This is a genomic window from Streptomyces sp. NPDC057616, from assembly GCF_042800575.1.
Classification (GTDB): domain Bacteria; phylum Actinomycetota; class Actinomycetes; order Streptomycetales; family Streptomycetaceae; genus Streptomyces.
The window spans coordinates 19,843-43,422 of the sequence record NZ_JBHVGU010000009.1 but is presented as its reverse complement, the minus strand read 5'-3'; the positions used below and the strand labels follow the sequence as shown (position 1 = coordinate 43,422).

Annotated in this window: 26 protein-coding genes and 1 pseudogene; 15 read left to right on the top strand and 12 right to left on the bottom strand. The window is 72.9% G+C overall.

The annotated features are described in order from the left end of the window. Positions 1–14 precede the first annotated feature (14 nt). Both ACFU97_RS13055 and ACFU97_RS13050 read left to right on the top strand, forming a co-directional pair. Complete coding sequence (locus ACFU97_RS13055) at positions 15–677, top strand: NUDIX domain-containing protein (RefSeq protein ID WP_384254831.1); 663 nt, start codon at positions 15–17, stop codon at positions 675–677. An 84-nt stretch (positions 678–761) separates the two neighbouring features. Beyond that, positions 762–1,745 carry an aldo/keto reductase gene (locus tag ACFU97_RS13050; protein WP_384254829.1) on the top strand — a complete coding sequence of 328 codons (984 nt, stop codon included), beginning with the start codon at positions 762–764 and terminating at the stop codon, positions 1,743–1,745. Positions 1,746–1,768: 23 nt separating this feature from the next. On the opposite strand, the gene ACFU97_RS13045 is transcribed toward ACFU97_RS13050, so the two are convergent. From ACFU97_RS13045 to ACFU97_RS13035, 3 genes are all read right to left on the bottom strand, one after another. Beyond that, positions 1,769–2,080: an EthD family reductase gene (locus tag ACFU97_RS13045; protein WP_384254827.1), complete on the bottom strand. Its 312-nt coding sequence runs from the start codon at positions 2,078–2,080 to the stop codon at positions 1,769–1,771. Continuing rightward, the gene (locus ACFU97_RS13040; protein ID WP_384254824.1) at positions 2,077–2,634 is read right to left on the bottom strand and encodes a dihydrofolate reductase family protein; all 558 of its coding nucleotides are present in this window, start codon (positions 2,632–2,634) and stop codon (positions 2,077–2,079) included. The genes ACFU97_RS13045 and ACFU97_RS13040 overlap by 4 nt, the downstream gene beginning before the upstream one ends. A 64-nt stretch (positions 2,635–2,698) precedes the next feature. Continuing rightward, positions 2,699–3,700 (bottom strand): sigma-70 family RNA polymerase sigma factor, encoded by a 1,002-nt coding sequence (locus tag ACFU97_RS13035; protein WP_384254822.1) that lies wholly within the window; start codon positions 3,698–3,700, stop codon positions 2,699–2,701. Here ACFU97_RS13035 and ACFU97_RS13030 point away from each other — a divergent pair. Beyond that, entirely contained in the window at positions 3,699–4,529 is an 831-nt protein-coding gene (locus tag ACFU97_RS13030) for a DUF427 domain-containing protein (protein ID WP_384254819.1), read from the top strand. The genes ACFU97_RS13035 and ACFU97_RS13030 overlap by 2 nt on opposite strands. On the opposite strand, the gene ACFU97_RS13025 is transcribed toward ACFU97_RS13030, so the two are convergent. From ACFU97_RS13025 to ACFU97_RS13005, 5 genes are all read right to left on the bottom strand, one after another. After that, a complete protein-coding gene (locus tag ACFU97_RS13025; RefSeq protein ID WP_384254817.1) occupies positions 4,492–5,028 on the bottom strand; it encodes an NUDIX hydrolase family protein in 537 nt (178 codons plus the stop codon). The two genes, ACFU97_RS13030 and ACFU97_RS13025, sit on opposite strands and share 38 nt — an antisense overlap. 15 nt (positions 5,029–5,043) lie before the next feature. Then, a complete protein-coding gene (locus tag ACFU97_RS13020; RefSeq protein WP_384254814.1) occupies positions 5,044–6,171 on the bottom strand; it encodes an amidohydrolase family protein in 1,128 nt (375 codons plus the stop codon). Position 6,172: 1 nt separating this feature from the next. Next, positions 6,173–7,576 carry a glutamine synthetase family protein gene (locus ACFU97_RS13015; RefSeq protein WP_384254812.1) on the bottom strand — a complete coding sequence of 468 codons (1,404 nt, stop codon included), beginning with the start codon at positions 7,574–7,576 and terminating at the stop codon, positions 6,173–6,175. 39 nt (positions 7,577–7,615) lie between these two features. Continuing rightward, the gene (locus ACFU97_RS13010; protein ID WP_384254809.1) at positions 7,616–8,428 is read right to left on the bottom strand and encodes an SAM-dependent methyltransferase; all 813 of its coding nucleotides are present in this window, start codon (positions 8,426–8,428) and stop codon (positions 7,616–7,618) included. A 131-nt stretch (positions 8,429–8,559) separates the two neighbouring features. Then, positions 8,560–9,411: a hypothetical protein gene (locus tag ACFU97_RS13005; protein ID WP_384254807.1), complete on the bottom strand. Its 852-nt coding sequence runs from the start codon at positions 9,409–9,411 to the stop codon at positions 8,560–8,562. Between the two features lie 228 nt (positions 9,412–9,639). Here ACFU97_RS13005 and ACFU97_RS13000 point away from each other — a divergent pair, with 228 nt between their 5' ends. The 11 genes and pseudogenes from ACFU97_RS13000 to ACFU97_RS12950 all read left to right on the top strand — a co-directional run. Further along, a complete protein-coding gene (locus ACFU97_RS13000; RefSeq protein WP_384254805.1) occupies positions 9,640–10,107 on the top strand; it encodes a potassium channel family protein in 468 nt (155 codons plus the stop codon). 171 nt (positions 10,108–10,278) lie between these two features. Beyond that, positions 10,279–11,754, top strand: a complete 1,476-nt coding sequence (locus tag ACFU97_RS12995; RefSeq protein WP_384254802.1) for a cytochrome P450 — start codon at positions 10,279–10,281, stop codon at positions 11,752–11,754. 81 nt (positions 11,755–11,835) lie between these two features. Beyond that, positions 11,836–12,711: a Cof-type HAD-IIB family hydrolase gene (locus ACFU97_RS12990; protein ID WP_384254800.1), complete on the top strand. Its 876-nt coding sequence runs from the start codon at positions 11,836–11,838 to the stop codon at positions 12,709–12,711. 137 nt (positions 12,712–12,848) lie between these two features. Continuing rightward, positions 12,849–13,502, top strand: a complete 654-nt coding sequence (locus ACFU97_RS12985; protein WP_384254797.1) for a helix-turn-helix domain-containing protein — start codon at positions 12,849–12,851, stop codon at positions 13,500–13,502. A 45-nt stretch (positions 13,503–13,547) separates the two neighbouring features. Next, on the top strand, positions 13,548–14,882 hold the full coding sequence (locus ACFU97_RS12980; RefSeq protein ID WP_384254795.1) for a M24 family metallopeptidase: 1,335 nt from the start codon (positions 13,548–13,550) through the stop codon (positions 14,880–14,882). Then, positions 14,882–15,862: a thiamine pyrophosphate-dependent dehydrogenase E1 component subunit alpha gene (locus ACFU97_RS12975; RefSeq protein WP_384254793.1), complete on the top strand. Its 981-nt coding sequence runs from the start codon at positions 14,882–14,884 to the stop codon at positions 15,860–15,862. Before ACFU97_RS12980 ends, ACFU97_RS12975 begins: the two co-directional genes overlap by 1 nt. Continuing rightward, complete coding sequence (locus ACFU97_RS12970; protein WP_384254790.1) at positions 15,850–16,848, top strand: alpha-ketoacid dehydrogenase subunit beta; 999 nt, start codon at positions 15,850–15,852, stop codon at positions 16,846–16,848. Before ACFU97_RS12975 ends, ACFU97_RS12970 begins: the two co-directional genes overlap by 13 nt. A gap of 22 nt (positions 16,849–16,870) precedes the next feature. Then, entirely contained in the window at positions 16,871–18,223 is a 1,353-nt protein-coding gene (locus ACFU97_RS12965; RefSeq protein WP_384254788.1) for an amidohydrolase family protein, read from the top strand. Further along, positions 18,220–19,095, top strand: a complete 876-nt coding sequence (locus ACFU97_RS12960) for a cupin domain-containing protein (RefSeq protein WP_384254786.1) — start codon at positions 18,220–18,222, stop codon at positions 19,093–19,095. The genes ACFU97_RS12965 and ACFU97_RS12960 overlap by 4 nt, the downstream gene beginning before the upstream one ends. After that, complete coding sequence (locus ACFU97_RS12955) at positions 19,092–19,781, top strand: SDR family NAD(P)-dependent oxidoreductase (protein ID WP_384254783.1); 690 nt, start codon at positions 19,092–19,094, stop codon at positions 19,779–19,781. The genes ACFU97_RS12960 and ACFU97_RS12955 overlap by 4 nt, the downstream gene beginning before the upstream one ends. A gap of 30 nt (positions 19,782–19,811) precedes the next feature. Then, positions 19,812–19,925 (top strand): annotated as a pseudogene (locus ACFU97_RS12950) (NAD(P)-binding domain-containing protein); the annotation flags it as partial. A 125-nt stretch (positions 19,926–20,050) separates the two neighbouring features. Here ACFU97_RS12950 and ACFU97_RS12945 read toward each other — a convergent pair. From ACFU97_RS12945 to ACFU97_RS12930, 4 genes are all read right to left on the bottom strand, one after another. Further along, entirely contained in the window at positions 20,051–20,698 is a 648-nt protein-coding gene (locus tag ACFU97_RS12945) for an endonuclease (protein WP_384254781.1), read from the bottom strand. Then, positions 20,695–21,027: a DUF3140 domain-containing protein gene (locus tag ACFU97_RS12940; protein WP_384254778.1), complete on the bottom strand. Its 333-nt coding sequence runs from the start codon at positions 21,025–21,027 to the stop codon at positions 20,695–20,697. The genes ACFU97_RS12945 and ACFU97_RS12940 overlap by 4 nt, the downstream gene beginning before the upstream one ends. A gap of 49 nt (positions 21,028–21,076) precedes the next feature. Next, positions 21,077–21,559, bottom strand: a complete 483-nt coding sequence (locus ACFU97_RS12935) for a Dps family protein (RefSeq protein ID WP_384254776.1) — start codon at positions 21,557–21,559, stop codon at positions 21,077–21,079. A gap of 199 nt (positions 21,560–21,758) precedes the next feature. Continuing rightward, positions 21,759–22,568 carry an alpha/beta hydrolase gene (locus ACFU97_RS12930; protein WP_384254774.1) on the bottom strand — a complete coding sequence of 270 codons (810 nt, stop codon included), beginning with the start codon at positions 22,566–22,568 and terminating at the stop codon, positions 21,759–21,761. A gap of 145 nt (positions 22,569–22,713) precedes the next feature. On the opposite strand from ACFU97_RS12930, the gene ACFU97_RS12925 reads away from it, so the two are divergent. Further along, a complete protein-coding gene (locus tag ACFU97_RS12925) occupies positions 22,714–23,487 on the top strand; it encodes a sulfite exporter TauE/SafE family protein (RefSeq protein ID WP_384254771.1) in 774 nt (257 codons plus the stop codon). Positions 23,488–23,580: the final 93 nt, after the last annotated feature.

The following is a 23,580-nucleotide window of genomic DNA, read 5'->3' as shown; positions in this document are numbered from 1 at the left end:
AACGGCGGCGCCCGATGACCGCCGGCATCGACACCCCCGACCGCCGCGGCCGCACCGGCCTGGACCGGACCGGCCTGGACCTGACCGGAAACCCGCGCGTGAGGGTGCGGGAGGTGAAGCTGCTCTCCAGCCACTGGTACGTCGAGCGCGCCACCACCTTCGACTTCCGGAACGCCGACGGCACCTGGAGCAGCCAGCAGCGCGAGACGCACGACCGCGGCAACGGCGCCACCATGCTGCTGTACGACACCGCACGCGAAACGGTCCTGCTCACACGGCAGTTCCGCTTCCCCGTGTACGTCAACGGGCACCCCGACGGCATGCTGATCGAGACCCCCGGCGGGCTCCTCGACGACGAGGACGAGCACCCCGAACTCGCCGTCCGGCGCGAGGTGGTGGAGGAGACCGGGCACACCATCGGCGACGTCCGGCACGTCTTCGACGTCTACATGAGCCCCGGCTCGGTCACCGAACGCGTCAGCTTCTACGCCGCCGCGTACGGGCCGTCCACCCGCACCCACGAGGGCGGTGGGCTCGACGAGGAGGGCGAAGACATCGAGATCGTCGAACTGCCCTTCCGGCGCGCCCTGGAGATGATCCGCACCGGCGAGATCAACGACGCCAAGACCATCATGCTGCTGCAGTGGGCGGCGCTGGAGGGCCCCTTCGCCAAATAGGACCGCCCTCTTGACTTCAAGAGCGCTCCAAGCTGAAGACTCCCGTCCGTGCCCGGAAGCCCGGACACGGACGGGAGGACCCCCATGAAGTACCGCACGATCGGAAGCGACCCGGCCCACCGCCGTGAGGTGAGCGTGATCGCCCTCGGGGCCATGCTCATGGGCTCACGCACGGACGAGGAGACGTCCTTCGCCGTCCTCGACCGCTACGTCGAGGCCGGCGGCACCTTCATCGACACCTCCGACAACTACGCCTTCTGGGAGGACGGCGGCCAGGGCGGCCAGAGCGAGGAACTCCTCGGCCGCTGGCGGCGCAGCCGCGGCATCGGCGACGAGATCGTCATCGCGACCAAGCTCGGCGCCCGCCCGCTGGCCCCCGGAACCAGCTACATCGACAATCCGGAGGGCCTGTCCGCGAAGGTGATCCGCGAGTCCGCCGAGCGCAGCCGGCAACGCCTCGGCGTGGACAAGCTGGACCTGCTCTACGCCCACATCGACGACCCCACGGTCCCGCAGCGCGAGACGGTCGAGGGCTTCGCGGAACTCGTCGGTGAGGGCACGGTGGGCCTGCTCGGCGTGAGCAACCAGTCCGCCTGGCGGGTGGAGCGGGCCCGCGCCCTCGCCGCCGCGGGCGGGCGGCCCGGCTACGAGGTCCTCCAGTACGCCCACAGCTACCTGCGCCCGCGGACCGACGTGGCCGACGACATGTTCCCCGACGGCAGCCTCGGCCACGTCGGCCCCGACCTCCTCACCTACCTGCGCGCCGAGCCCGGCCTCACCCTGGTCGCCTACTCGCCCCTCCTCAAGGGCGCTTACACCCACCCGGACCGGCTCCCGTCCGACTTCGACCACCCGGGCACCCCGCCCCGCCTCGCCGCCCTGCACGACGTGGCCCGCGAGACGGGAGCGACACCCAACCAGGTCGTCCTGGCCTGGCAGTTGGGCGGCGAACTCCCCATCATCCCGCTGGTCGGCGCCTCGTCGGTGGCCCAACTGAACGAGAACCTGGCGGCGGCGGACCTGGACCTGACCCCGGACCAGCGTGCCCGCCTGGACGAGGCCCGCTGATCCGGCACCCGGAACGGCCACGTTCAGGGCTCGGCCACGTCGAAGACCATGCTGCGCACGGCTGTGAGCGCCTGCAGACGCACCGAGTCCTCCGCGCAGGCGCGGCCCTCCGGAGAGGCGAACGCGGCACGCAGCTCCCGCATCGTGTCCCAGTCCAACTCGGCGACCAGATAGCAGGGTTCGCCGCCGCGCACGTCGGCGGGCCGCTCGCTCAGCGTGTACCGGCGCAGGCCGGGAAGCCGGCGGGCGAGCGGGAGGTGGACCTCGCGGTAGTGCCGGTCGAACGCCGCGGGCTCGGCCGGGGTCTCGTGGAGGACCAGGAACCGGGCGGTCACCGCGCGGTCCTCCGGTAGCACGCGAAGACCGCCTGGCCGAGCTGTTCGGCCGAGACGCACTCCAGGTGCAGGGGTGCGTCCGCCTCGGGGAACAGGCGGTCGCCGGTGCCCACGACGGTGGGGAAGGTGATCAGGCGGTACTCGTCGACCAGGTCCTCCGCCATCAGCGCGTGGACGACGCTCAGGCTGCCCGCGACGATCACCTCGCGCCGCTCCCGCTTGACCGCGTCGACCAGGCCACCGTCCATGACCTGCGAGTTCGCCCAGGCGGAGACGTCGGTGCGGGTGCGGGTGGCGACGAGCTTCGCCGCGGCGTTCATGCGCGCGGCGAACGCGTCGTCGCGGCCCGGCCACAGCTGGGCGAACTGCTCCCAGGTGGTGCGGCCCAGCAGCATGACTCCCTCGTCCAGGGCGGCCCCGAGCCGGAACTTGTCCCCGCCGACCGCCTCGGGGCCGTGCCGGAACATCCAGCCGCCGCCGGGTGTGCCGCCCCGGCCGTCCGGGTCGGAGACGATGCCGTCCAGCGTGGTGAAGGCGATGACGGTGACGCTCATGGCGATGTCCTCTCGGAGGTCTCGATCGGTGCTCACCGGTATGTACCGGCGCCACCGCCCGGACTCATCGCCCGCTCTCGAACTCCTTCGAGGAAATTTCTCCGGGCAGGCCGAAGGCCGCGAACACCCGCGGATCGGCGAACACCACGTTGCTCGCGATCAGCCCGCCGGCCACGGTGAAGACCTGCAGCGTGTGCACCCGGTACCCGCCCTCCGGCGTGGCCGCGTACGCGGCCAGCGCCGGCTGCCCGCCCGCGGTGAGCGGCAGGCTGCGCCAGTCCGTCCCGCGCATCGCGAACACGCGGTCCATGAACAGGCCGTAGTCGCGGCGCCCGCGGTACCACAGCGGCACCGGCGGCATCTCCAGCACGGCCGCGTCGGTCAGCAGCCGCACCAGCGCGGGCACGTCGGCCGCCTCGAAGGCACGCGCGTACCGTTGCACGACCTCCCGCGCCCCGGCGTCGTCCGGCTCGGCCACCTCGCCGGGACCGCCCACACCGGCGACGGCCGCCCGGGCCCGCTGCAACGAACTGTTGACGGCCGCGACCGTCGTCCCCAGCTGCTCGGCGACCTCCGCGGCACTGAACTCCAGCACCTCCCGCAGCACCAGCACCGCCCGCTGCCGGGCGGGCAGCACCTGCAGCGCCGCCACCAGCGCCAGCCGCAGATCGGCCCGCGCCTCGACGTCGTAGCGCGCATCCGGGAAGGGCTGCAGCCAGGGGATGTCGAGGGCCGGCGTGAGCGGGGCGCCCGGGTCCTCGCTCGGCGCGCCCAGCCCGGACGGCAGCGGCCGCCGCGCCCGCCCCTCCAGCGCTGCCAGGCACACGTTGGTCGCGATCCGGTACACCCAGGTGCGCACCGACGCGCGCGAGGCGTCGTAGCGATCACGGGCCTTCCACGCCCGCAGCATCGTCTCCTGCACCAGATCCTCGGCCTCGTGGAACGAGCCCAGCATCCGATAGCAGTACGCCACGAGCTCGCCCCGGTACGGCTCAAGGTCCATGGGCCCATCATGGCGCACACCACCCCTGGCAGGTCTCCGCCCGCTGTGCGTGACTGGAGGCATGAGCCCACTCCCGACCGAGCGATCCCTGCGCACCACCCCGGAAGGCCTGCACTGGGAGCCCAGCGAGCGCTGGGTGCGCGGCGTCAAGGGCGATGTCACCGTCGTCGACAGCCGCCACCCCGTCCTCGTCTGGGAGCCCGAGCTGCCCGTCCCCCAGTACGCCTTCCCCCGCGCCGACGTACGCGAGGACCTCCTGCGCCCCGCCAAGAACCCGCACACCGGCACCCACACCGGCTCACAGATCTTCTACGACCTGGAGGTGGGCGACGAGCGGGTGGCGAACGCCGCCTGGACCTTCCCCTCCGCCGACCTGGCCGACCACATCGCCTTCGAGTGGTTCCGGCGTCCCGGCCGGGGCCTCGACCACTGGTACGAGGAGGAGGAAGAGATCTTCATCCACCCCCGTGACCCGCACAAACGCGTCGACTCCATGCCCAGCAGCCGGCACGTCCAGGTCGAGATCGACGGCACGCTCGTCGCGGACACCCGCCGCCCGGTGCTCCTGTTCGAGACCGCGCTGCCGACGCGCTACTACATCCCGCGCCAGGACGTCCGCCTCGACCTGTTCACACCCACCGAGCACCACACCGGCTGCCCCTACAAGGGCACCGCCGAGTACTGGTCCTGGCGCGGCGACGCCGACGTGCCGCCCAACCTGGTCTGGAGCTACCCGGAACCGCTGCCCGCCGTGGGCCCGATCCGCGGCCTGCTCGCCTTCTTCAACGAGGCCGTAGACATCATCGTGGACGGCGAACGCCAGGAGCGCCCGGTCACGCCGTTCAGCGCGACGCTCAAACCGAGCAGCCCACGTGGGCCAGCGCCTGCTTGAGCAGCACCCCGTGCCCGCCGGGCATCTCGCTCTGCACCGCCTCCGAGACGGCCTCCTGCGGGCTGAACCAGACCAGGTCCAGGGCGTCCTGACGCGGCCGGCAGTCGCCGGAGACCGGGACGACGTAGGCCAGGGACACCGCGTGCTGGCGCGGGTCGTGGAACGGCGTGATGCCCTGCGTCGGGAAGTACTCCGCGACCGTGAAGGGCTGCAGGGACGCCGGGACCCGGGGCAGCGCCACCGGGCCGAGGTCCTTCTCCAGGTGGCGCAGCAGCGCGTCACGGACCCGCTCGTGGTGCAGGACCCGCCCGGAGACCAGGGTCCGGCTGACCGTGCCGTCCGGCCCGATGCGCAGCAGCACGCCGACACTGGTGACTTCGCCGCTGTCGTCCACGCGCACGGGCACGGCCTCGACGTACAGGATCGGCATACGGGCACGCGCCGATTCGAGGTCGTCGGCGCTCAGCCAGCCCGGCGTGGTTTCGGTCATGTCAGACATTGCTTGATCATACTTTCAGGAGGGGCCGGGAAAGCGGTAGACCCGAGAGGCGTTGTGTGCGCCTGCCCACTCGGCGATCCGCAGAGCGTCGGGCAGGCTCAGCTCGTCGGCGTCCACCCGGTCCTGCAGCAGAGCGGCCAGACCGTGGCGGAAGGCGAGCGCGCCGAGACGGTAGAACTCCGCCACACCATAGGCGTCGGAGCTGTACAGCAGCTTGTGGAACGGCGTGATCTCCAGCGCCTCCGCCAGCACGGCCCGGGCACGCGCCGGGCCCACGTGATGCAGGGTGAGGCCGACGTCCAGGTACACGTGCTCGAACACCGCGGTCAGATAGGCGGCTTGGCGCTGGTACGGCCAGCAGTGCAGCAGCAGCACCGGGACCGCGCCGCCGGTCAGATGCAGCCAGTCGGTGAGGTGGGTGGGGTCGACCCGGTGCATGCGGATGTCGTTGTCGCCGAACCCGGTGTGCAGTTGCAGCGGCAGGCCGAGGTCGACCGCGGTCCACAGCACATGCCGTACGAGGACGGGATCGTCCAGCCGGCCACCGCGCGCCAGCCAGCGCCGGGCCGCCTGCGTCACCTCGGTCCGGGACGGGCGGGCCGGATCGAGGTCGAAGCCGGTGCGGTAGGCGGCCACGGACTTCACGCCCACCACGCCCGGCCGGCCCACGGCCTCGTGCGCGGCCTGCCGGAAGGCGTCGCCGTAGTCGCCGGCCTCGACCCCGCGCGCGGCCACCGCCTCGGCGACGTTCTCCAGCCGCACGATCTCGTACGCCGTCCCGCCGGCCGTGGCGGCGAGCTCCGCCGGAGTGGTCAGCGTGTGCGGCGCGTATCCCGTGTCCACGCAGAACACGTCCGTCCGCGCGGCGGCGAGGAAGCGGCGGTGCACCTCGGCCGCGCCCAGCTCGGCGCGGCGTGCGAGGTACTCGTCGGGCGGCGCGTGCCGGGGCAGGTCCAGCAGCGGCGCGCAGTGGCGGCGGACCGCCACGCCGACGGGGCTGTCGAAGGTGGAGGTCCCGGGCCAGGCGCTGCCCTCGGTCAGCAGTTCCTCGAAGTCGCCCCGGGGCAGGTCGCGGGTGACGAGGCCGTGGCAGTGGTGGTCCACCAGCGGCAGCGCGTCGAGTGCCTCCCGGACCGCGCCCACGTCAGTACTTCCAGCGGTACGCCGCCGCCACCCGCTCGTCGTCCAGGCCGTCGACCGCGGCGATCTCCCCCTGCCGTACGGCGATCACGGCGTCCGCGAGGACCGGTCCGAGCGCGGTCCGCAGCCGCTCGTCCTTGCGGAACTCCGCGACGGCGTCGGCCAGGGAGGTGGGCAGGCGCCGGACGCCGCGCGCCGCCGCGTCCGCGGTGTCGAGGCGGGCCGGATCGCCGGTGATCTCCTCGGGCAGGGGAGCGGAGGAGGTCAGGCCGTCCAGTCCCGCCGCGATCAGGCAGGTCAGGGCGAGGTAGGGGTTGGCGGCCAGGTCGACCGGCTTGACCTCCAGGTTGGCGGCCTGGTCGCGCAGGCCCGCGGTGCCCGTGACGACACGTACCGCGGCCTCGCGGGTCTCCCGGCCCCAGCAGGTGAACACCCCCGCCCACTGGGAGGGTTTGAGCCGCAGGTGGCTCGCCGGGCTGGGCGCGGTGACGGCGGTGAGGGCCGGGAGGTGGCCGAGCACACCGGCCGCGAAGGACTCGGCGTCGGCCGTCATGCCGTAGCGGCCCTTGCCGCCCGAGTGCAGGTTGAGACCGCCGCGCCAGGCGGAGAGGTGGACGTGGCCGCCGTTGCCGACGCCCTCGGCGAAGACGGCCGGGGAGAAGGAGACCACGAGTCCGTGGCGCCGGGCCACGGCCCGGATCGTCTGCCGCACCAGCACGCTGCGGTCGGCCGCCGCCACCGGGTCCAGGGCACCGACCGAGATCTCGAACTGCCCGGCCGCGTACTCGGGATGGAGCTGCTCGACGTCCACACCCTGCGCGGCGAACGCGGCCAGCAGGTCGGCGGTGTAGTCGCCGGCCTCGATCTGCCGGGTGGCGCTGTACGCGGGCCCGGTGGTGGCGGGCACGAACTCCCCGCCCTCCGCGGGCCCTTGGCCGATCGACCACTCCACCTCGACGGCGGCGCGGAAGGTCAGGCCGTGCCGCTCGGCGGCCTGCGAGACGATCCGGCGCAGCGCCGTGCGGCTGCAGCCGGGGTGCGGCTCGCCCTCCTGGGTGATGCGGTCGACGGGCGCCCAGGCCCAGCCGGGCTGCCCGGCCAGGACGGTCAGCTGGTCGAGGTCGGGATAGAGGCGCAGGTCGCCGTCCGGGGAGCCCAGGACGTCGGTGGAGACGATCGAGTCGTTCGCCAGGAAGGTGTCGAACACCGGCGACATCCCGACGCCCCAGGCCGCCGCGGAGGCGAGCCGGGCCGTCGGGATCGTCTTGATCCGGCCCACGCCCGAGGTGTCGACGTAGGAGAGCACGATGCCGTGCACGCCGCGGCCCGACAGCTCGCCGCCGAGCGCGGTGGCCCGTTCCACGTCGCCGGGGCGCCCGCCGGGGACGGGATCGGCAAGGGTGGTCATACGTCCTCCACGGGTACGTCCTTCGGGTGCGGCACGTCGTCAGGGTTTCACGGCCACCGCGCCGAACTGCGGTACCACGGGGGGCGTTTCGGGCTCGGCACGCCAGCGCGAGCACGACACCAGACCCGGTTCGAGCAGCTCCAGTCCCTCGAAGAAGGCGGCGATGTCGGCGCCGCTGCGCGCGGTGATCGGCGGGGTGGCGTTCTCGTTCCAGAAGGCCATCGCCGGGATCTGGCCCGCCCCGCCGAGGTCCTCGTCGAAGGTCGGGTGGGTGAGGACCAGGAAGCTGCCGGAGGGCATCTCGGCCATGACCCGGCGGACGATGTCGCGGGCCTCGCCGGTGTCCATCACGAAGTTGAGGATGCCCAGCATCATCACCGCGACCGGCTCGCCGAAGTCGAGCGTCCCGGCGGCCTGTTGCAGGATCGCGGCCGGGTCGCGCACGTCCGCGTCGATGTAGTCGGTGACGCCCTCGGCGGTGCCGTTGAGCAGGGCGCGGGCGTGGGTGAGCACGATGGGGTCGTTGTCGACGTAGACGATCCGTGCCCCGGGAGTGACGCGCTGGGCGATCTGGTGGGTGTTCTCGCCGGTGGGCAGGCCCGTGCCGATGTCCAGGAACTGCCGCACCCCGCGCTCCTCGGCGAGGAAGCGCACCGCCCGGCCCAGGAACCAGCGGTCGGCGCGGGCGATGTCGCGGATGACGGGGAACATCCCCGCGACGTGTTCGCCGACCTGCTGGTCGACCTCGTAGTTGTCCTTGCCGCCGATCCAGTAGTTCCACACGCGCGCGTTGTGCGCCACACCGGTGTTGAGCACCGGCGACCCGCCCGAGGGGGTGTGGCTGTCCGTCACGACTCAGCTCCTTCTCGCACGCCTGCGGCCGTCGTGGCCATTGTGCCGCCCGATGATCACGGTGTCCCGTGAACGCCGGGGAATCGGCTGATCGGTGTGCGGAACCGGCCGTCGTGGCCGAAACGGTGCGGTCAGCGGGAGCCGGCCGGACCGGCAGCCGGCGTCTTCCCCGACAGCACGTCCTTCAGGCGCTGCGTGCCCTTGGTCGCCGCCTGCCCGGCGGACTGCTGCTGGGCGCCGTCGAGGCCGCCCGCCGTGATGGTGATCGCGTCGTCGCCGACCCGGACGACGGCGACGTCCAGGGTGAGGGTGGCGGGCTCTCCGTTCGTGGTGCCCTGCACCACCACGCGCAGGTCCTGCCGGGAGTCGCCCACGGCGGGCACGGTGCCCGTGGTGACCTGGACCGTGCGCTTGCCGCCCTTGTCGTCCGTCGCGGTGAACTGGTCGCACTTGACCGGCAGCGTCTTCAGCCAGGCCTGCGCCGAGCTCAGCTTGGCGGAGTCGTAGGCGGCGACCTGGTAGAGCAGGCGCGAGTCACCCTGCTCGAAGCCGCGCAGCGCGGACGCGCCGGACGGCTTGCCCAGCAGGTCGTCGTCGTAGAGGGAGTCGAGGAGCTTCTGGCAGTCGGCGGCGTCGGCCTTGGCGGTGAGGAAGCCGGCGACGTCGACCTTGCCGATCAGGAGGGTGTCGCCCCACTTGGTGGCGGTGGCGTCCTTGACCTGGTTCCAGCCGTCCTCGATGTCGCCCTCGTTGATCAGCGCGGCCTGCGCGCCGGCGGCGGTCAGGCGGGGCGGGGCCGAGGCGGTGGCCGCGTGGGCCGAGGGCGCCTGGGACGCCTTGGACGCCTCGGCGAGGGGGGAGGCGGCGATGTCGGAGGCCCCGGAGCCGGAGCCGTCGCCGCCGCCGGAGCAGGCCGCGATGGCCAGCAGCGCGGTCGTGGCCAGCGCGGAGGCGAGCGCGCGGACGGCGGGGGCACCTGCCATGCCCTTCGGGCCATGGGGGAGGGACGGACGTCGGGACATGGCGGATGCCTCCAGAGAAACCGCGACAGCAGGGGCTCTCCTCAGCGCACCATCGGCGGCGGCGGCCCACCAGTGCACCGGTCCGTTCGGGGGAGTTCGCCCCCCGGCAACCCGAACGCCGCCCCCGGCATGCCCGCGCGTCCGCCCGCGGTGACACTGGCGCCATGCCGGAGTGACCCAAGGAGTGCCATGCTGCCCGGATTCCTCGCCAGGGCGGTCGAGTTGCTGCGCGGCCGCGAGGGCCGCTCGCTGCACGTGAAGGCTGCGGGCGCGGCGACGGCCGTCCTGGGCGTGGTGATGCTGCTCGGCGCGTGGGCCGTCGTCGTCGCCGAACAGGGCGCCCCGCGCGCCAACTTGACGACATATCCGCAGGCGCTGTGGTGGGCCGTCGAGACGGCGACGACGGTCGGCTACGGCGACTACTTCCCCGTGACCTTCGGCGGCCGCGTCGTCGCGACGGTCGTGATGGTCGTCGGGATCACCACGTACGGCATGGTGACGGCCGCCCTCGCCACCTGGTTCGTCGGGCGGGAACAGCGGCGGCGCCACCATCTCGGGCAGCACGCACGGGAGTTGAGCGAGGAGACCGTGCACGCCCTGCACGACCGCTTCGACCGCCTGGAGCGGATGATGGCCGGCGGCGGCGAACGGGAGTGACGCCGGGCGGCATCGCACGGCGGGCGCGCGGGGCGCCGGGAGCGCCGCTTGCTACCCGCCAGTACCCCGCCGTGTGACACGTGTGACGTCTGAGGTACGGTCCGTCCCGGGTCCGCACGCATCCGCCGTCCGCGGGCCGCCACGCGCAGGGTCGAAGGGGGCGCCGCAGCCATGGAGTTCCACCTGGTCGAGGACGGCGAAGGGCCCGCGGAGCCGGACGGGACCCGCCTGGAGGACCTCGCCCCGCAGCCCCTGCTGACCCGGGACTACGAGACCCGCCCCGAGCTCGTCTACGAGCGGCTGCGCAAGCACCACGGACCCGTCGCCCCGGTCGACCTGCTGGGCGTGCCCGCCTGGCTCGTGCTCGGCTACCGCGAGTCCTTCGACGTGCTCCAGAACGACGCCGCCTGGCCCAAGGGGCTGGAGAACTGGCGGGCCCGCTCGGAGGGCCGGGTGCCCGCCGACTGGCCGCTCGGCCCCTCCCTCGAGGTCAACCACGTGCTGATCCAGGGCGGCCCGGCCTACCGCACCCTGCGCGGTGCCTGGGACATGGCGCTGCGGCCGTTCCAGGACCCGCGCAACCCGCAGGCCAAACGCCTCAAGGCAGCCGTCACCGGATACGCCGACGAGCTGATCACCCTGCTCGGGCAGGGCGGCCGCACCGGCCTGGCCGACCTGTCGGCGCAGTTCTCCCGCCCGCTGCCCCTGATGGCCGCCAGCCACCTGCTCGGCTTCCCCGGCTCGCAGGGCGACGACGCGCTGATGGACATGTGGCGCGTGCTGGACGCGGGACCCGACGCCGAGCCCGCCCTGGAGCGCCTGCTGGTGACGCTCTCCGAGCTGGCCGCCGGCAAGATCGGGCAGCCCGGCGAGGACTTCCCCTCCCACCTGGTGGCCGCGCACCCCGACCTGTCGGTGGACGCCCTGGCCAGGGAGCTGTTCATGCTGCTCGGCATGGTCTCCGACCACGTCGGCATCCTCATCTCCAACACCGTCGTCGAGGTGATCTCCGGGGAGAGCGCGGCCGGCGTCCGCACGGCCCTGTCCGCCGGCATGGTCCGCGAGACCATGAACCGCGTGGTCATGCGCAAGCCGCCGCTGGTCAACTTCGTCCCGCGGTTCGCCGCCGAGGACACCCGGCTCGGCAACTACACCGTCCGCGCCGGCGACCCGGTGTGGGTCTCCGCGGCCGCCGCGCACGCCGACCCCCTCTTCGCCGACCGGATGGCGCCGGATTCCAGCATCAGCAGCCGGGCCCACCTGTCCTGGGGAGCGGGCCCCCGCCAGTGCCCGGCCCGCGAGCTGGCCTCGACCATCGCCGCGGTGGGCGTGAGCCGCCTGTTCGAACGGTTCGGGCACATCGAGCTCGCCCTGCCGGTCGACCAGCTGCCCTGGCGCTCCTCGCCCTTCATGCGGGGGCTGCGCTCGCTGCCGGTGCGCTACGAGCTGACCGGGCCGGACCTGCCGGTCATGCCGCAACCCGAGGGGGACGCGGTCGACACGGCGGGAGAGTGGGCGGAAGACGCGGCGGCGGAGGCAGGAGAGGGCGCGGACGCATCCGGCACGGCCGCCGTGCCGGGGCCGTCCGCCCGGCGGCGCTCCTCGCTGTGGCGCTACCTGACGGGCCTGATCCGCTCCGGAAACTGACCGTTCACGCAGTTCGCGTAGGGTGACGGGACCGCCGTAGGCCGTCCGGCGCCCCGTCGCGCCCGTATCCGGAAGCAGGTCATGTCCTCCGCCCCCTCGCCCCTCCTCACCGACACCGACCCGTCTGCCACCGTCCCGTCCGTCGGCTGCGCCGGCATCCGCCTGATCGTCACCGACATGGACGGCACGCTCCTGGACGACGCCAAGCGGATCCCGCCGGGGCTGTGGGGGACGCTGGCCGAGCTGCGCCGCCGCGGCGTGCTGTTCAGCCCGGCGAGCGGACGCCAGTACGCCACGCTGGCACGGGAGTTCGCCGAGGTGGCCGCGGGCATGGTGTTCATCGCGGAGAACGGCACCTACGTGGTGCGCGACGGCGCGGAGCTGAGCTCGGACCCGCTGGAGCCGGGCGTCCCGGCCGGTGTGGTGCAGGCGGTGCGGCGGCTGGCGGCCGGCGGCGTGGACGTGGGCGCCGTCGTCTGCGGCAAGCGCTCGGCCTACGTCGAGCGCGGCGACGAGGCGTTCCTGGCCGAGGTGCGCAAGTACTACGTCGAGCACCGCGTCGTCGAGGACGCCACCGCCGTCGACGACGACGTCATCAAGATCGCCCTCTTCGACTTCGGCTCCGCCGAGCACACCACCGCCCCCGCGCTGGCGCCCTTCGCCGCCACCCACCAGGTCGTCGTCTCCGGCGAGCACTGGGTCGACGTCATGAACCGCACCGCCAACAAGGGCGCCGCGCTGCGCCGGCTCCAGGACGAGCTCGGCATCACGCCCGCGCAGACCATGGTCTTCGGCGACTACCTCAACGACCTGGAGATGCTGGACGCCGCCGAGTGGTCCTTCGCCATGGCCAACGCCCACCCGGACGTCGTCGCCCGGGCCCGCCACCTGGCCCCCTCCAACAACGACAACGGCGTGCTGCGCACCATCGCGCGGGTGCTCGGCCTCGAGGCCTGACGCTCGACGGGCCCCACCTGCGGCTCTGGCGTCCCGGTCGGTCCCGGCTGTTCAATGGTGCTGCACATCCCGCACCGGAGACGCCGGAGAGGGCCTGCGAGGACCGGAGAGGCCGGAGGGGCCGGAGAGGAGCCGCCGTGTCTCCCACCGCCGTGCCGCCGGTCGGCGCGCGCATCCGCCAGGCGCGCCAGGCGAAGGGAGTGAGCCTGCGCGCGCTCGCCCGGGACGTCGGCGTCTCCGCGAGCCTGGTCTCCCAGATCGAGACCGGCAAGAGCCAGCCGTCGGTGAGCACGCTCTACGCCATCACCACGGTCCTCGGGATCTCCGTCGAGTCGCTCTTCGACGCCGGCGAGGCCGCCGCCGTCTCCCCGGTCGCCGCCGCGTCCCCCGTGGCGGCGCAGGCACCCGTCCTGCGCGCGCTCGCCGCCTTCGCCGCCGACCCGGGCCGCCGCATCGGCCCGGTCGTCACGCCGCGGGAGCGGGAGGTGCTGGAGCTGGACTCGGGAGTGGTGTGGGAGCGGCTCGGACACGTCCCCGGCACGGACGTCGACTTCCTCCAGGTGACCTACCGGCCGGGTGGCGCCTCCTCCGGTTCCGGCGGCCTGATGCGGCACGCGGGCACCGAGTACGGCTGCCTCACCTCGGGCGAGCTGGTCCTCACCCTCGGGTTCGAGGAGTACACCCTGCGCCCCGGCGACGCGGTGTGCTTCGAGTCGCCGACCCCCCACCGCTACCGCAACGACGGTGCGGAACCGGCCGTCGGCGTCTGGTTCGTGTTCAGTGACACTTGACACCCGTGCCACATGGTCGTTCACTCCGAAGTGGGGGTGGTCGCCATGGCGATCCGCACATACGGCCCCAACGCCGTCGACTGGGAAGAGCGCATCGACCTGGACCGGCTGCGCAAGGAGCGCCTGTCCCGGCTGAACGAGAAGCTGAACGGCTCGTCGCTCGGCGCCGTGCTGAGCTTCGACTTCGCCAACATCCGCTACATGACCGCCACGCACATCGGCACCTGGGCGATGGACAAGCTGATCCGCTTCGCCCTGCTGGTGCGCGGCGGCGAACCCGTCGTCTGGGACTTCGGCTCCGCCGCCCGCCACCACCAGCTCTACAACCCGTGGCTGGACTACAGCGACGGCAAGGAGGGCCCGCCCACCGGCGCCCGTGCGGGCATCTCCACGCTGCGCGGAGCCTTCCACCCGGACGCCGGCATCGCCGAGGACGTGGCCCGCAAGATCGCCGCCGAGCTGCGCGAACACGGCCTCGCGGGCGAACCCCTCGGCATCGACGTCGCCGAGATGCCGATTCTCACCGCGCTGCGCGCCGAAGGCATCGACGTCGTCGACGGCCAGCAGGTCTTCCTGGAGGCCCGCCGCACCAAGACCCGCGACGAGATCTCCCTGCTCACCCAGGCATGCGCGATGGTCGACGCGGCGTACGAGGAGCTGTACGGGTACCTGCGCCCCGGAGTGCGCGAGAACGAGTGCGTCGGCCTCGTCAGCAAGGTCCTCTACGACCTCGGCAGCGAGTACGTCGAAGGCGTCAACGCCATCTCCGGCGAACGCTGTTCACCCCATCCGCACGTCTACAGCGACCGCCTGATCCGCCCCGGCGACCCCGCCTTCTTCGACATCCTGCACAGTCATCTCGGCTACCGCACCTGCTACTACCGCACGTTCGCCGTCGGCAGCGCCTCCCGCGCCCAGCGCGACGCCTACGTCCGCTGCCGCGCGTACATGGACGAGGCCATCGCCCTCGTCCGCCCCGGCGCCACCACCGCCGACATCGTCCAGGTCTGGCCGCGCGCCGAGGAGTTCGGCTTCGCCGACGAGACCGCCGCCTTCGCCCTGCAGTACGGCCACGGCGTCGGCCTGTCGATCTGGGAGAAGCCCATCTTCAGCCGCCTGGTCTCCCTCGACCACCCCGAAGTCCTCGAAGAGGGCATGGTGTTCGCCCTGGAGACGTACTGGCCGGCCTCCGACGGCTGGTCCGCCGCCCGGATCGAGGAGGAAGTGGTCGTCACCGCCGACGGCTGCGAGGTCATCACCAAGTTCCCGGCCGAGGAACTGCTGGTCGCGGGCCGCAAGTACTGGACCGTCGGCGGCGAGCTCGACACCCGCCGCGAGTCCCAGTCCCACCTCAACACCCGCCGGAACGGGAGCGGTTGATGGTCGCCCGCGACGAACTCCTCGCCCTGTACGAGCAGATGGCCGTCATCCGCCGTACGGAGAAGGCCGCGCACGACCTGTTCCTGTCCGGCCTGGTCAAGGGCACCACCCATCTCGCCGCGGGTCACGAGGCGATCGCCGTCGGTGCGAGCGCCGCGCTGCGCCCCGACGACTACGTCTTCGCCACCTACCGCGGCCACCACCACGCCATGGCCCGCGGCGCCACCCCCGAGGAGTGCCTCGCCGAACTCATGAGCCGCGCCACCGGGTTGTGCCGGGCCAAGGGCGGATCCATGCACCTGACCAAGGCGTCGGCGAACATGCTCGGCTCCTACGCCATCGTCGGCGCCCACCTCCCGATGGCGGTCGGCGCCGCCTGGTCGGCCCGGCTGCGCGGCACCGGGCAGCTCGCGGTCGCCTTCTTCGGCGACGGCGCGACCAACATCGGCGCCTTCCACGAGGCGCTCAACCTGGCCGCCGTATGGAAGCTGCCCGTGCTGTTCGTCTGCGAGAACAACCTGTACATGGAGTACACGCCCATCGCCGACGTCACGGCCGTCGCCCGGCCCGCCGCGGACCGCGCCGGCTCGTACGGCATCCCGGGCGAGGTCGTCGACGGCAACGACGTCGTCGCCGTACGGGAGGCCGTGGCCGGCCTGGCCGCGCGGGCCCGGGCGGGCGACGGGCCCGCGCTGCTGGAGGCCGAGACCTACCGCCACTTCGGGCACAGCCGCGCCGACCCGGCCACCTACCGCCCGGCCGAGGAGGTCGAACGCTGGCTCAAGCACGACCCGCTGGACGTCGCCCGCGGACGGCTCGCCGAGCTGGGCGTGCCCGAGGAGACGCTCACCGCGGCCGACGGGCGCGCCCGCGACCTCGTACAGCGGGCCGTCGAGGCGGCGAAGAACGCGCCGCCGCCCGACCCGGACGAGGCGCTGACCGACGTGTGGGCGGACGGAGGTGCGGCATGGCGGACGTGACGACGGACCGTGACGTCATCACCTACCGGGAGGCGGTCGCCGAGGGCATCGCGCGGGAGATGCGGCGCGACGCCACCGTCGTGTGCCTGGGGGAGGACATCGGCGAGGCGGGCGGGGTGTTCAAGACGACCGTCGGCCTGCTCAAGGAGTTCGGCCCCGAGCGGGTGTGGGACACGCCCATCTCCGAACAGGCCATCGTGGGCGCGGCGATGGGCGCCGCGATGACCGGGATGCGGCCGGTCGCCGAGATCATGTTCTCCGACTTCCTCGCCTGCTGCTGGGACTACCTCGCCAACGAGATCCCCAAGGTGCGGTACATGACGGGTGGTCAGGTCACCGTGCCGCTCGTCGTGCGCACCGCCAACGGCGGCGGCCTCGGCTTCGGTGCCCAGCACTCGCAGGCCACCGAGAACTGGGCGCTGACCGTACCGGGACTGAAGATCGCCGCCCCGGCCACGCCCGCCGACGTCATCGGCATGATGGCGGCGGCCGTTCGCAGCGACGACCCCGTCGTCTTCTTCGAGCACAAGGGGCTGCTGGCGAGCAAGGGCGCCCCGCCGCCCCCGGGCCACGTGGTCGAGCTGGGCCGCGCGGCCGTCGTCCGCGAGGGCGCCGACGTGACGCTGGTGGCCCTCGCCTCCATGGTGCCGGTGGCGCTCGGGGCCGCGGCGCTGCTCGCCGAGGAGGGCATCGGCGCGGAGGTCGTGGACCTGCGCAGCCTCGTGCCGCTGGACACCGCCACCGTCCTCGCCTCCCTCGCCAGGACCTCGCGGCTCGTGACCGTCGAGGAGAACCCCTACCAGGGCGGCTGGGGCGCCACCCTCGTCTCGGTCGTCGCCGACGAGGGGTTCTCCCTGCTGGACGCGCCCGTGCGCCGGGTGGCGGGGGAGTGCGTCCCGCTGCCGTTCGCCGACGCGCTCGAGGAGCGGGTCATCCCCACCGTAGACAAGGTCGTGGCGGCCGTCCGGAGCCTCGCCGCGTACTGAACACCCTTGAGGAGGAAGCGCGATGACCGATCGGAAACTCCTTCGCGCCGGGCACGTGATCTCCATGGACGCCTCCGTCGGGGACCTCCCGAAGGGTGACGTCCTGATCGAGGACGGCCGGATCGTGGCGGTGCAGCCGGAGATCAGCGCGGACGCCGAGGTCCTCGACATGACCGGGCGCATCGTGCTGCCCGGCTTCGTCGACACCCACCGCCACACCTGGGAGGCCTCGATCCGCGGCGTGGCCCCCGACGCCACCCTCGACGACTACTTCGTCGACATCCTCGACACCTTCGCGCCGCTGTACACGCCCGAGGACGTCTACGCGGCCAACCTCGCCGGCGCCCTGGAATGCCTCAACGCCGGCATCACCACGCTCGTCGACTGGTCCCACATCAACAACACCCCCGACCACCCGGACGCGGCGATCCAGGCGCTCGGCGACAGCGGCATCCGCGCCCAGTACGCCTACGGCAGCGCCAACACCTCCCTCGCCGACTACTGGTTCGAGAGCAAGATCGCGATCCCCGGGGACGACGTACGCCGGATCCGCGCCAAGTACTTCGGCTCCGACGACGGCCTGCTGACCATGGCGCTGGCCACCCGCGGCCCCGGCTTCTGCCTGAACGACGTGGTCACCTCCGAGTGGGCGCTCGCCCGCGAACTGGGCATCCCCATCACCGTGCACGTGGCCATGGGACGGCTCGCCGGCCGCTTCGGCATGGTCAAGCAGCTGCACGAGATGGGGCTCCTCGGCTCCGACACCACCTACATCCACTGCTGCTACCTCAGTGAGGACGAGTGGCGGATGGTCGCCGACAGCGGCGGTACGGTCTCGATCGCACCGCAGGTGGAGACCCAGATGGGGCACGGCTGGCCACCCGTGATGAAGGCCGTCGAGCACGGTCTGCGGCCCAGCTTGAGCATCGACGTCGTCACCACCGTGCCCGGCGACATGTTCACCCAGATCCGCGCGGCCTTCGGCGCCGAGCGGGCCCGGGTCAACGCCGAGTGCTGGCAGGCCGATGTGCCCGTCCCCGCAACGATGCTGACGGCACGTCGGATGCTGGAGACGGCGACGGTCAACGGCGCGCATGTCGCGGGACTGGAGCACCGCACCGGTTCCCTGACCCCCGGCAAGCGCGCCGACGTCGTCGCCCTCGACGCCACCGCGCTGAACATGGCGCCGGTGCACGACGCGGCCGCCGCGGTCACGCTGTGCGCGGACGTCTCCAACGTCGAGACGGTCATCGTCGACGGCGAGATCTGCAAGCGCGACGGCAAGCTGCTGGCCGACGTCGCGCGGGCCCGCCGGCTCGTCGAGGAGTCCCGCGACCGCCTGCTGGCGGCGAAGGAGGCGAAGGCGACGGCATGACCCGGCATCTGGTGCGACGGGCCGCGCGGGTGCCCGAGCCGTCCTACGACCAACTGGGCTACCGACGAAGGGAGTTGGTCGGGGAGGACGACGGCAGCGTGCACACCGGCTTCGGCGTGTGCGAACTGCTGCCGGACGGCCGGGTGCCGGCGCACGTGCACTCGTACGAGGAGAGCTTCCACGTCCTCGACGGCACGGTGATCCTCGACGTGCCGGAGGGCTCCCACCTCCTCGAGCAGGGCGACTACGGCATCCTCCCGACGGGCGTCCCGCACGCCTGGCGCGGCGCCGGCGACACCGCCGCGCGCTGGGCGGACATGCTCGCGCCCGTGCCACGGGCCCGCTACGGGCACGACACCCAGGCGGTGCGCGACCTGCCCGGGCACCACCCCGTGCGTCCCGACGTCCGCGACCCGCGCACCCGCTCCTTCGGCCACTTCGAACCCGCCCAGATGGACCCGGGCAAGCAGTCCCAGGACCTGCTGGCCGTCTCCGCGAGCATGCGCACCGCGCTGCTCGTGTACAGCGGCATCACGGTCAAGATGATGGTCGACGGCGACCTCGGCGCGGTCGCCTCGACGATGTTCATGGTCCAGTACGCGCCCGACGGCGTCGCGGGCACGCACGACCACCCCTTCGAGGAGACGTACTACTTCCTCGAAGGGGAGGCCGACGCGGTCTTCGACGGCGAACGGTACCGGCTCGGGCCCGGCGACTGCGCCTGGGCGGGCGGCGGTTGCGTGCACGGCTTCGCCAACGCCGGTCAGGGGCCGCTGCGCTGGCTGGAGACGCAGGCGCCGCAGCCGCCGTCGCGTCACTCGTACCGGTTCACCCGGGACTGGGAGTACCTGAGGGAGGCACTGGAGTCATGAGCAGCCTGGTGGTCGTCGGCGGCACGTCGGGCATCGGCCGCGAGCTGGCACGCGTGCGCGCGGAACGGGGCGACGAGGTCGTCCTCACCGGCCGCGACGCCGACCGCGCCGACGCCGTCGCCAAGGAGATCGGCGCCCGCGGCCTCGCCCTGGACCTGTCCCGGCCGCGCGAGCTCGCCGGGGCGCTCTCGGACGTCGGACGCGTCGACCACCTCGTCCTCGCGGGCATCTCCCGGGACGAGAACCGGGCCACGGAGTACGACATCACCGCCGCCCTGCGGCTGGTGACCCTCAAGCTCGTCGGCTACACCGAGGTCGTCCACCGCCTGCGGCCCCAGATGCACGACGACAGCGCGATCGTCCTGTTCGGCGGCCAGGCCAAGGAGCGCCCCTACCCCGGCGCCACGACGGTCGCGACCGTCAACGCGGGCGTACGGGGCCTGGTGAACACCCTCGCGGTCGAACTCGCCCCGGTGCGCGTCAACGCCGTCCACCCGGGCGTCGTCGGCGACAGCCCGTACTGGCGGGACAAGCCGGAGGAGGTGCTGGCCGGACTGCGGGCGCGGACCCCGACCGGACGCCTCGCCACCATGGCGGACGTCGTGGATGCCGTGGACTTCCTGCTGCGCAACAGGTCCGTCAACGCGGTGGAGTTGAGCGTGGACGGGGGGTGGCTGCTGGGGTGAGCGGCACCGGGGCCGGCGACGGCGGGCCGCGTGCCGGTGATCGGCACGGGCCGGATGGGCGCGGCCATGGCGGCACCATGGCGGCACGGCGCGGGCTTACCCGTGAGGGCGTACAACCGCACGCGGGCGAAGGCCGAAGCGACCGGCGCGAGGGGCCCCGGCACGCAGGGCGAGGCGGCGTCGGAAGGGCGTCGGCGGGCGGGACCTGAGCACGCCGGCGGAGTTCCTCCGGGACGGCGGTCATACCTGACACCCGAGCCCGCCCACGCTCACGAGGCGCGCCGCAGGCTGTCCTCCGCCACGTCCTTGTCGAGTGCGGCCCGCACCAACGCGGCCGCGAGCACGGCCGGTTCGGTGTCGCCCGCGAGCTGCACGATCCGGTCGGGGTCCGTCGGCAGGCCCAGCCGCTGCGCGCCGTCGAGGGCCTTGGCGTCCAGGTAGGGCGCGAACTCCGGCCACACCCGCTGGGCCTCGCGTACGAAGATGCCGGCGCCGGCCGGGCCGATGCCCGGCACTTCCTGGAGCAGGGCCAGCAGGGCGCCGGTGTCGCCGTCCGCCTCCGCGCGCATCCGGCGCAGGTCGCCGCCCCACCGCTCGCTCACCAGCTCCGCGCCGTCGCCGAGTTGGGTGGCGGTGCGCTCGTCGTAGCGCCGGTAGCCGCCGCGGCCCAGCGCGTCCACGCGCTCCTGCCAGTCGGCCGCGGCCATACGGCGCGGGTCGCGCAGACCCGCGCCGTACAGCTCACGGGCCGAGTCCACGGCGATGGAGCCGCGGATGCGGGCGCTGAACAGCAGAGCGAGGACGAGCACCTGGTACAGCGGCTGGGGCGTGTCCTTGAGCCGGATGCCGGCCTCTTCGGCGTACGTCCGCCCGTGCGCCCCGACGAGCGCGCGCACCACGCTCGTCCGGTCGGTCACGGCTTCAGCGGGTCGTGGCCGATCGTCATCAGCCGGTGCCTGCGGTCCGAGTCCTCGGCATCGGGCTCGTTCTCGAGGTCGGCCTGCTCGGTCACCGTGTCGACCACCTCGTACATGACGTGGAGGTCGTCGTCGGTGAGATCGGTGCGGCGCTTCTGCAGGATGGCGAGGACGTGCTGACCGGTCGGCGGTCCCGCCCGGTCGGGCAGCGGCTCGGTGGTCTCCCCGGCGTCGGCCACCCGCAGCCAGGCGGCCAGCTCCTGCGAGGTCATGTTCACCACGCGGTGGAACTCCTCCCACAGCGCGTCGAGTTCGAGGGCGTCGGTCATCGAGCACCTCTTTCCGTCGGTGTGTACTCCGGTCCGCGGGCGCCCTGGGTCAGTCCTCGCGCGGCCAGTTCTCGGCGTCGAACATCCACCGCTGCTTCTCCAGCTCGGCGGTGAGGGAGATCAGCAGGTCCTGGGTGACCGGGTCCGGCTCGTCGGTCGCGGCGATGCGCTCGCGCAGCCGCCCGATCGCCGCCTCCAGCGCGTCCACGACCACCTGGACGACCTCCGTGTCGCGCAGCCAGCCCACCTTGGGGCCGGGCAGCGTGTAGCCCGTCGCGACCGTCTCGGGCCGCCCGTCCGGCGGCACGCCCAGCGCGGCGGCGCGCTCGGCCACCGTGTCGGCGTAGGTGCGCGCCGTGTCCACCACCTCGTCGAGCTGGAGGTGGATCGAGCGGAAGCGCGGGCCCACGATGTTCCAGTGCGCCTGCTTCCCGATCAGTGAGAGCCCGAGAAGATCCACGAGAGTGTCCTGCAGAGCCTCGCCGGCGACCTTGCGGGCCGGTTCCGGAAGCGTGCTCTTCACCACAGTCATAGGGTGCTGCTCCTTCTGGCGTAGTGCCTGCCGCTGGGGAGCGGTGCGGCGCGTGCCTCCGCGCGGATCCCCCACACCCGCTCCCGCGGGTCCGCCGCCCGCGCAGGTCGCGCTGCGCAACCACTCCATGAGCCGCGAGTGCCCAGGTCCAGGGGGTGCAAACACCGCGCGGGGGCTCCACGCGGGCCTCGGCGGCGTCTCAGCCGGTGAGCACGCCGTCCAGGAACCGGACGAGGTCCGCGAAGACCTCCGCCTTGTCGGTCTCGTGGAAGACCTCGTGCCGGGCTCCGGCGTAGACCCGCTCGGTGAGATGGTCGCCGCGCAGCCCCTCCACGCCGACGCGGCTGCCGGCGAGGGGGACCAGCCGGTCGTCGTCGCCGTGCACCCACAGCAGCGGGAGCCGGCCGATGCCACCGCCCCGCGCGACGGTGCCCAGCGTCCGCTCGAACGCCTGGAGCGTCGGCCGCTTCATCGGGCCGTGCCAGACCAGCGGATCGGCGGCGTACGCAGCCCCGACCGCGGGGTCCCGGGAGAGCGCGGCCGGGCTGATGGGCGTGTCGGGGATCTCGTCGAGCGCCAGCAGCCGCCCCGGCAGCTCCCACGCGCCGATCACCGGCCCGGACAGCACGAGGGCGGCGAGCTCGTCGCCGTGGCGCTGGGCGTAGCGGGCGGCGATCAGGCCTCCCATGGAGTGCCCGATCAGGACGAGCGGCACGCCCGGGTACGCGGCGCGGGCCAGCTCGGCCACGGCGTGGACGTCGGTGACCACGTCCTCGAAGTCCTCGATCACCACCCGCTCGCCCGCCGACCTGCCGTGGCCCATGTGGTCGGGCCCGAGGACGGCCGCGCCGTGCTCGTGCAGCACCCCGGCCAACTCCGCGTACCGGCCTACGTGCTCGCCGTACCCGTGCGCGACGAGGGCGACGTACCGCGGCCGTTCCCGCGGCCATTCGCGGACGGTGATCGTGCCCCGGGTGCCGGTCAGGACGTGCTCGCGGGCGTCGGCCATCTCTCTCCTCCAGCTGCGTCGGCGAACGGTGATGCCGCTGTGGTGCGCGGCCCTCAGCATGATCCGGATCCGCCGGGCGTGGAAGGGCCATCAGGCGAGACGGCACTTACAGGACCGTATGTCTGCACATACCATCGGTCACCGCATGGACACGATGACGCTCTGGCACATATCCGGCTGGGAGTTCGCCGCCCTCGCCTTCGCCGCACTCCTGGTCGGCTTCTCCAAGACCGCCGTGAGCGGGGCCAACACGGTCAGCCTCGCCATCTTCGCGGCGGTCCTGCCCGCCCGCGCCTCCACGGGCGTGCTTCTGCCGATCCTGATCGTCGGCGACGTCCTGGCCGTCCTCACCTACCGCCGGCACGCGCACTGGCCGACCCTGTGGCGGCTGTTCCCGGCCGTCGCGGCGGGCGTGGTCTTCGGGACGCTGTTCCTGGTGTGGGCCGACGACGCGATCGTCCGCACCTCGATCGGCGCGATCCTGCTGCTGATGGCGGGCGTGACGATCTGGCGGCGCCGCACCGCGGAGGCCGAGGAGGAGCCGGACGCGGTGGCCACGCGCTCCGGCCGCGCCAAGGCCCGCTCCTACGGCGTCCTCGGCGGCTTCACCACGATGGTCGCCAACGCGGGCGGCCCCGTGATGTCGATGTACCTGCTGTCGGCGGGATTCCGGAAGCTCGGCTTCCTGGGCACGTCGGCGTTCTTCTTCCTCATCGTGAACGTGTCCAAGGTCCCCTTCAGTGCCGGACTCGGCCTCATCGACGGCTCCTCGCTGCTGCTCGACGCCGCCCTCGCCGTCTTCGTCGTCCCCGGCGCGCTCCTCGGCAAGTGGGCCGTGAATCGCATCAACCAGCGCCTTTTCGAGCAGCTCGTCATCGCGGCGACGATCGTCGGTGGCCTCCAGCTCCTGCTGCGCTGAGCCCCGCGGGAGGGCGTCGCGGGGGCGGGAATGCGGCGGGGGGTGAGTGCGTTACAGACACTGTGATTGACATGCTCGGATCAAGGATCCAGG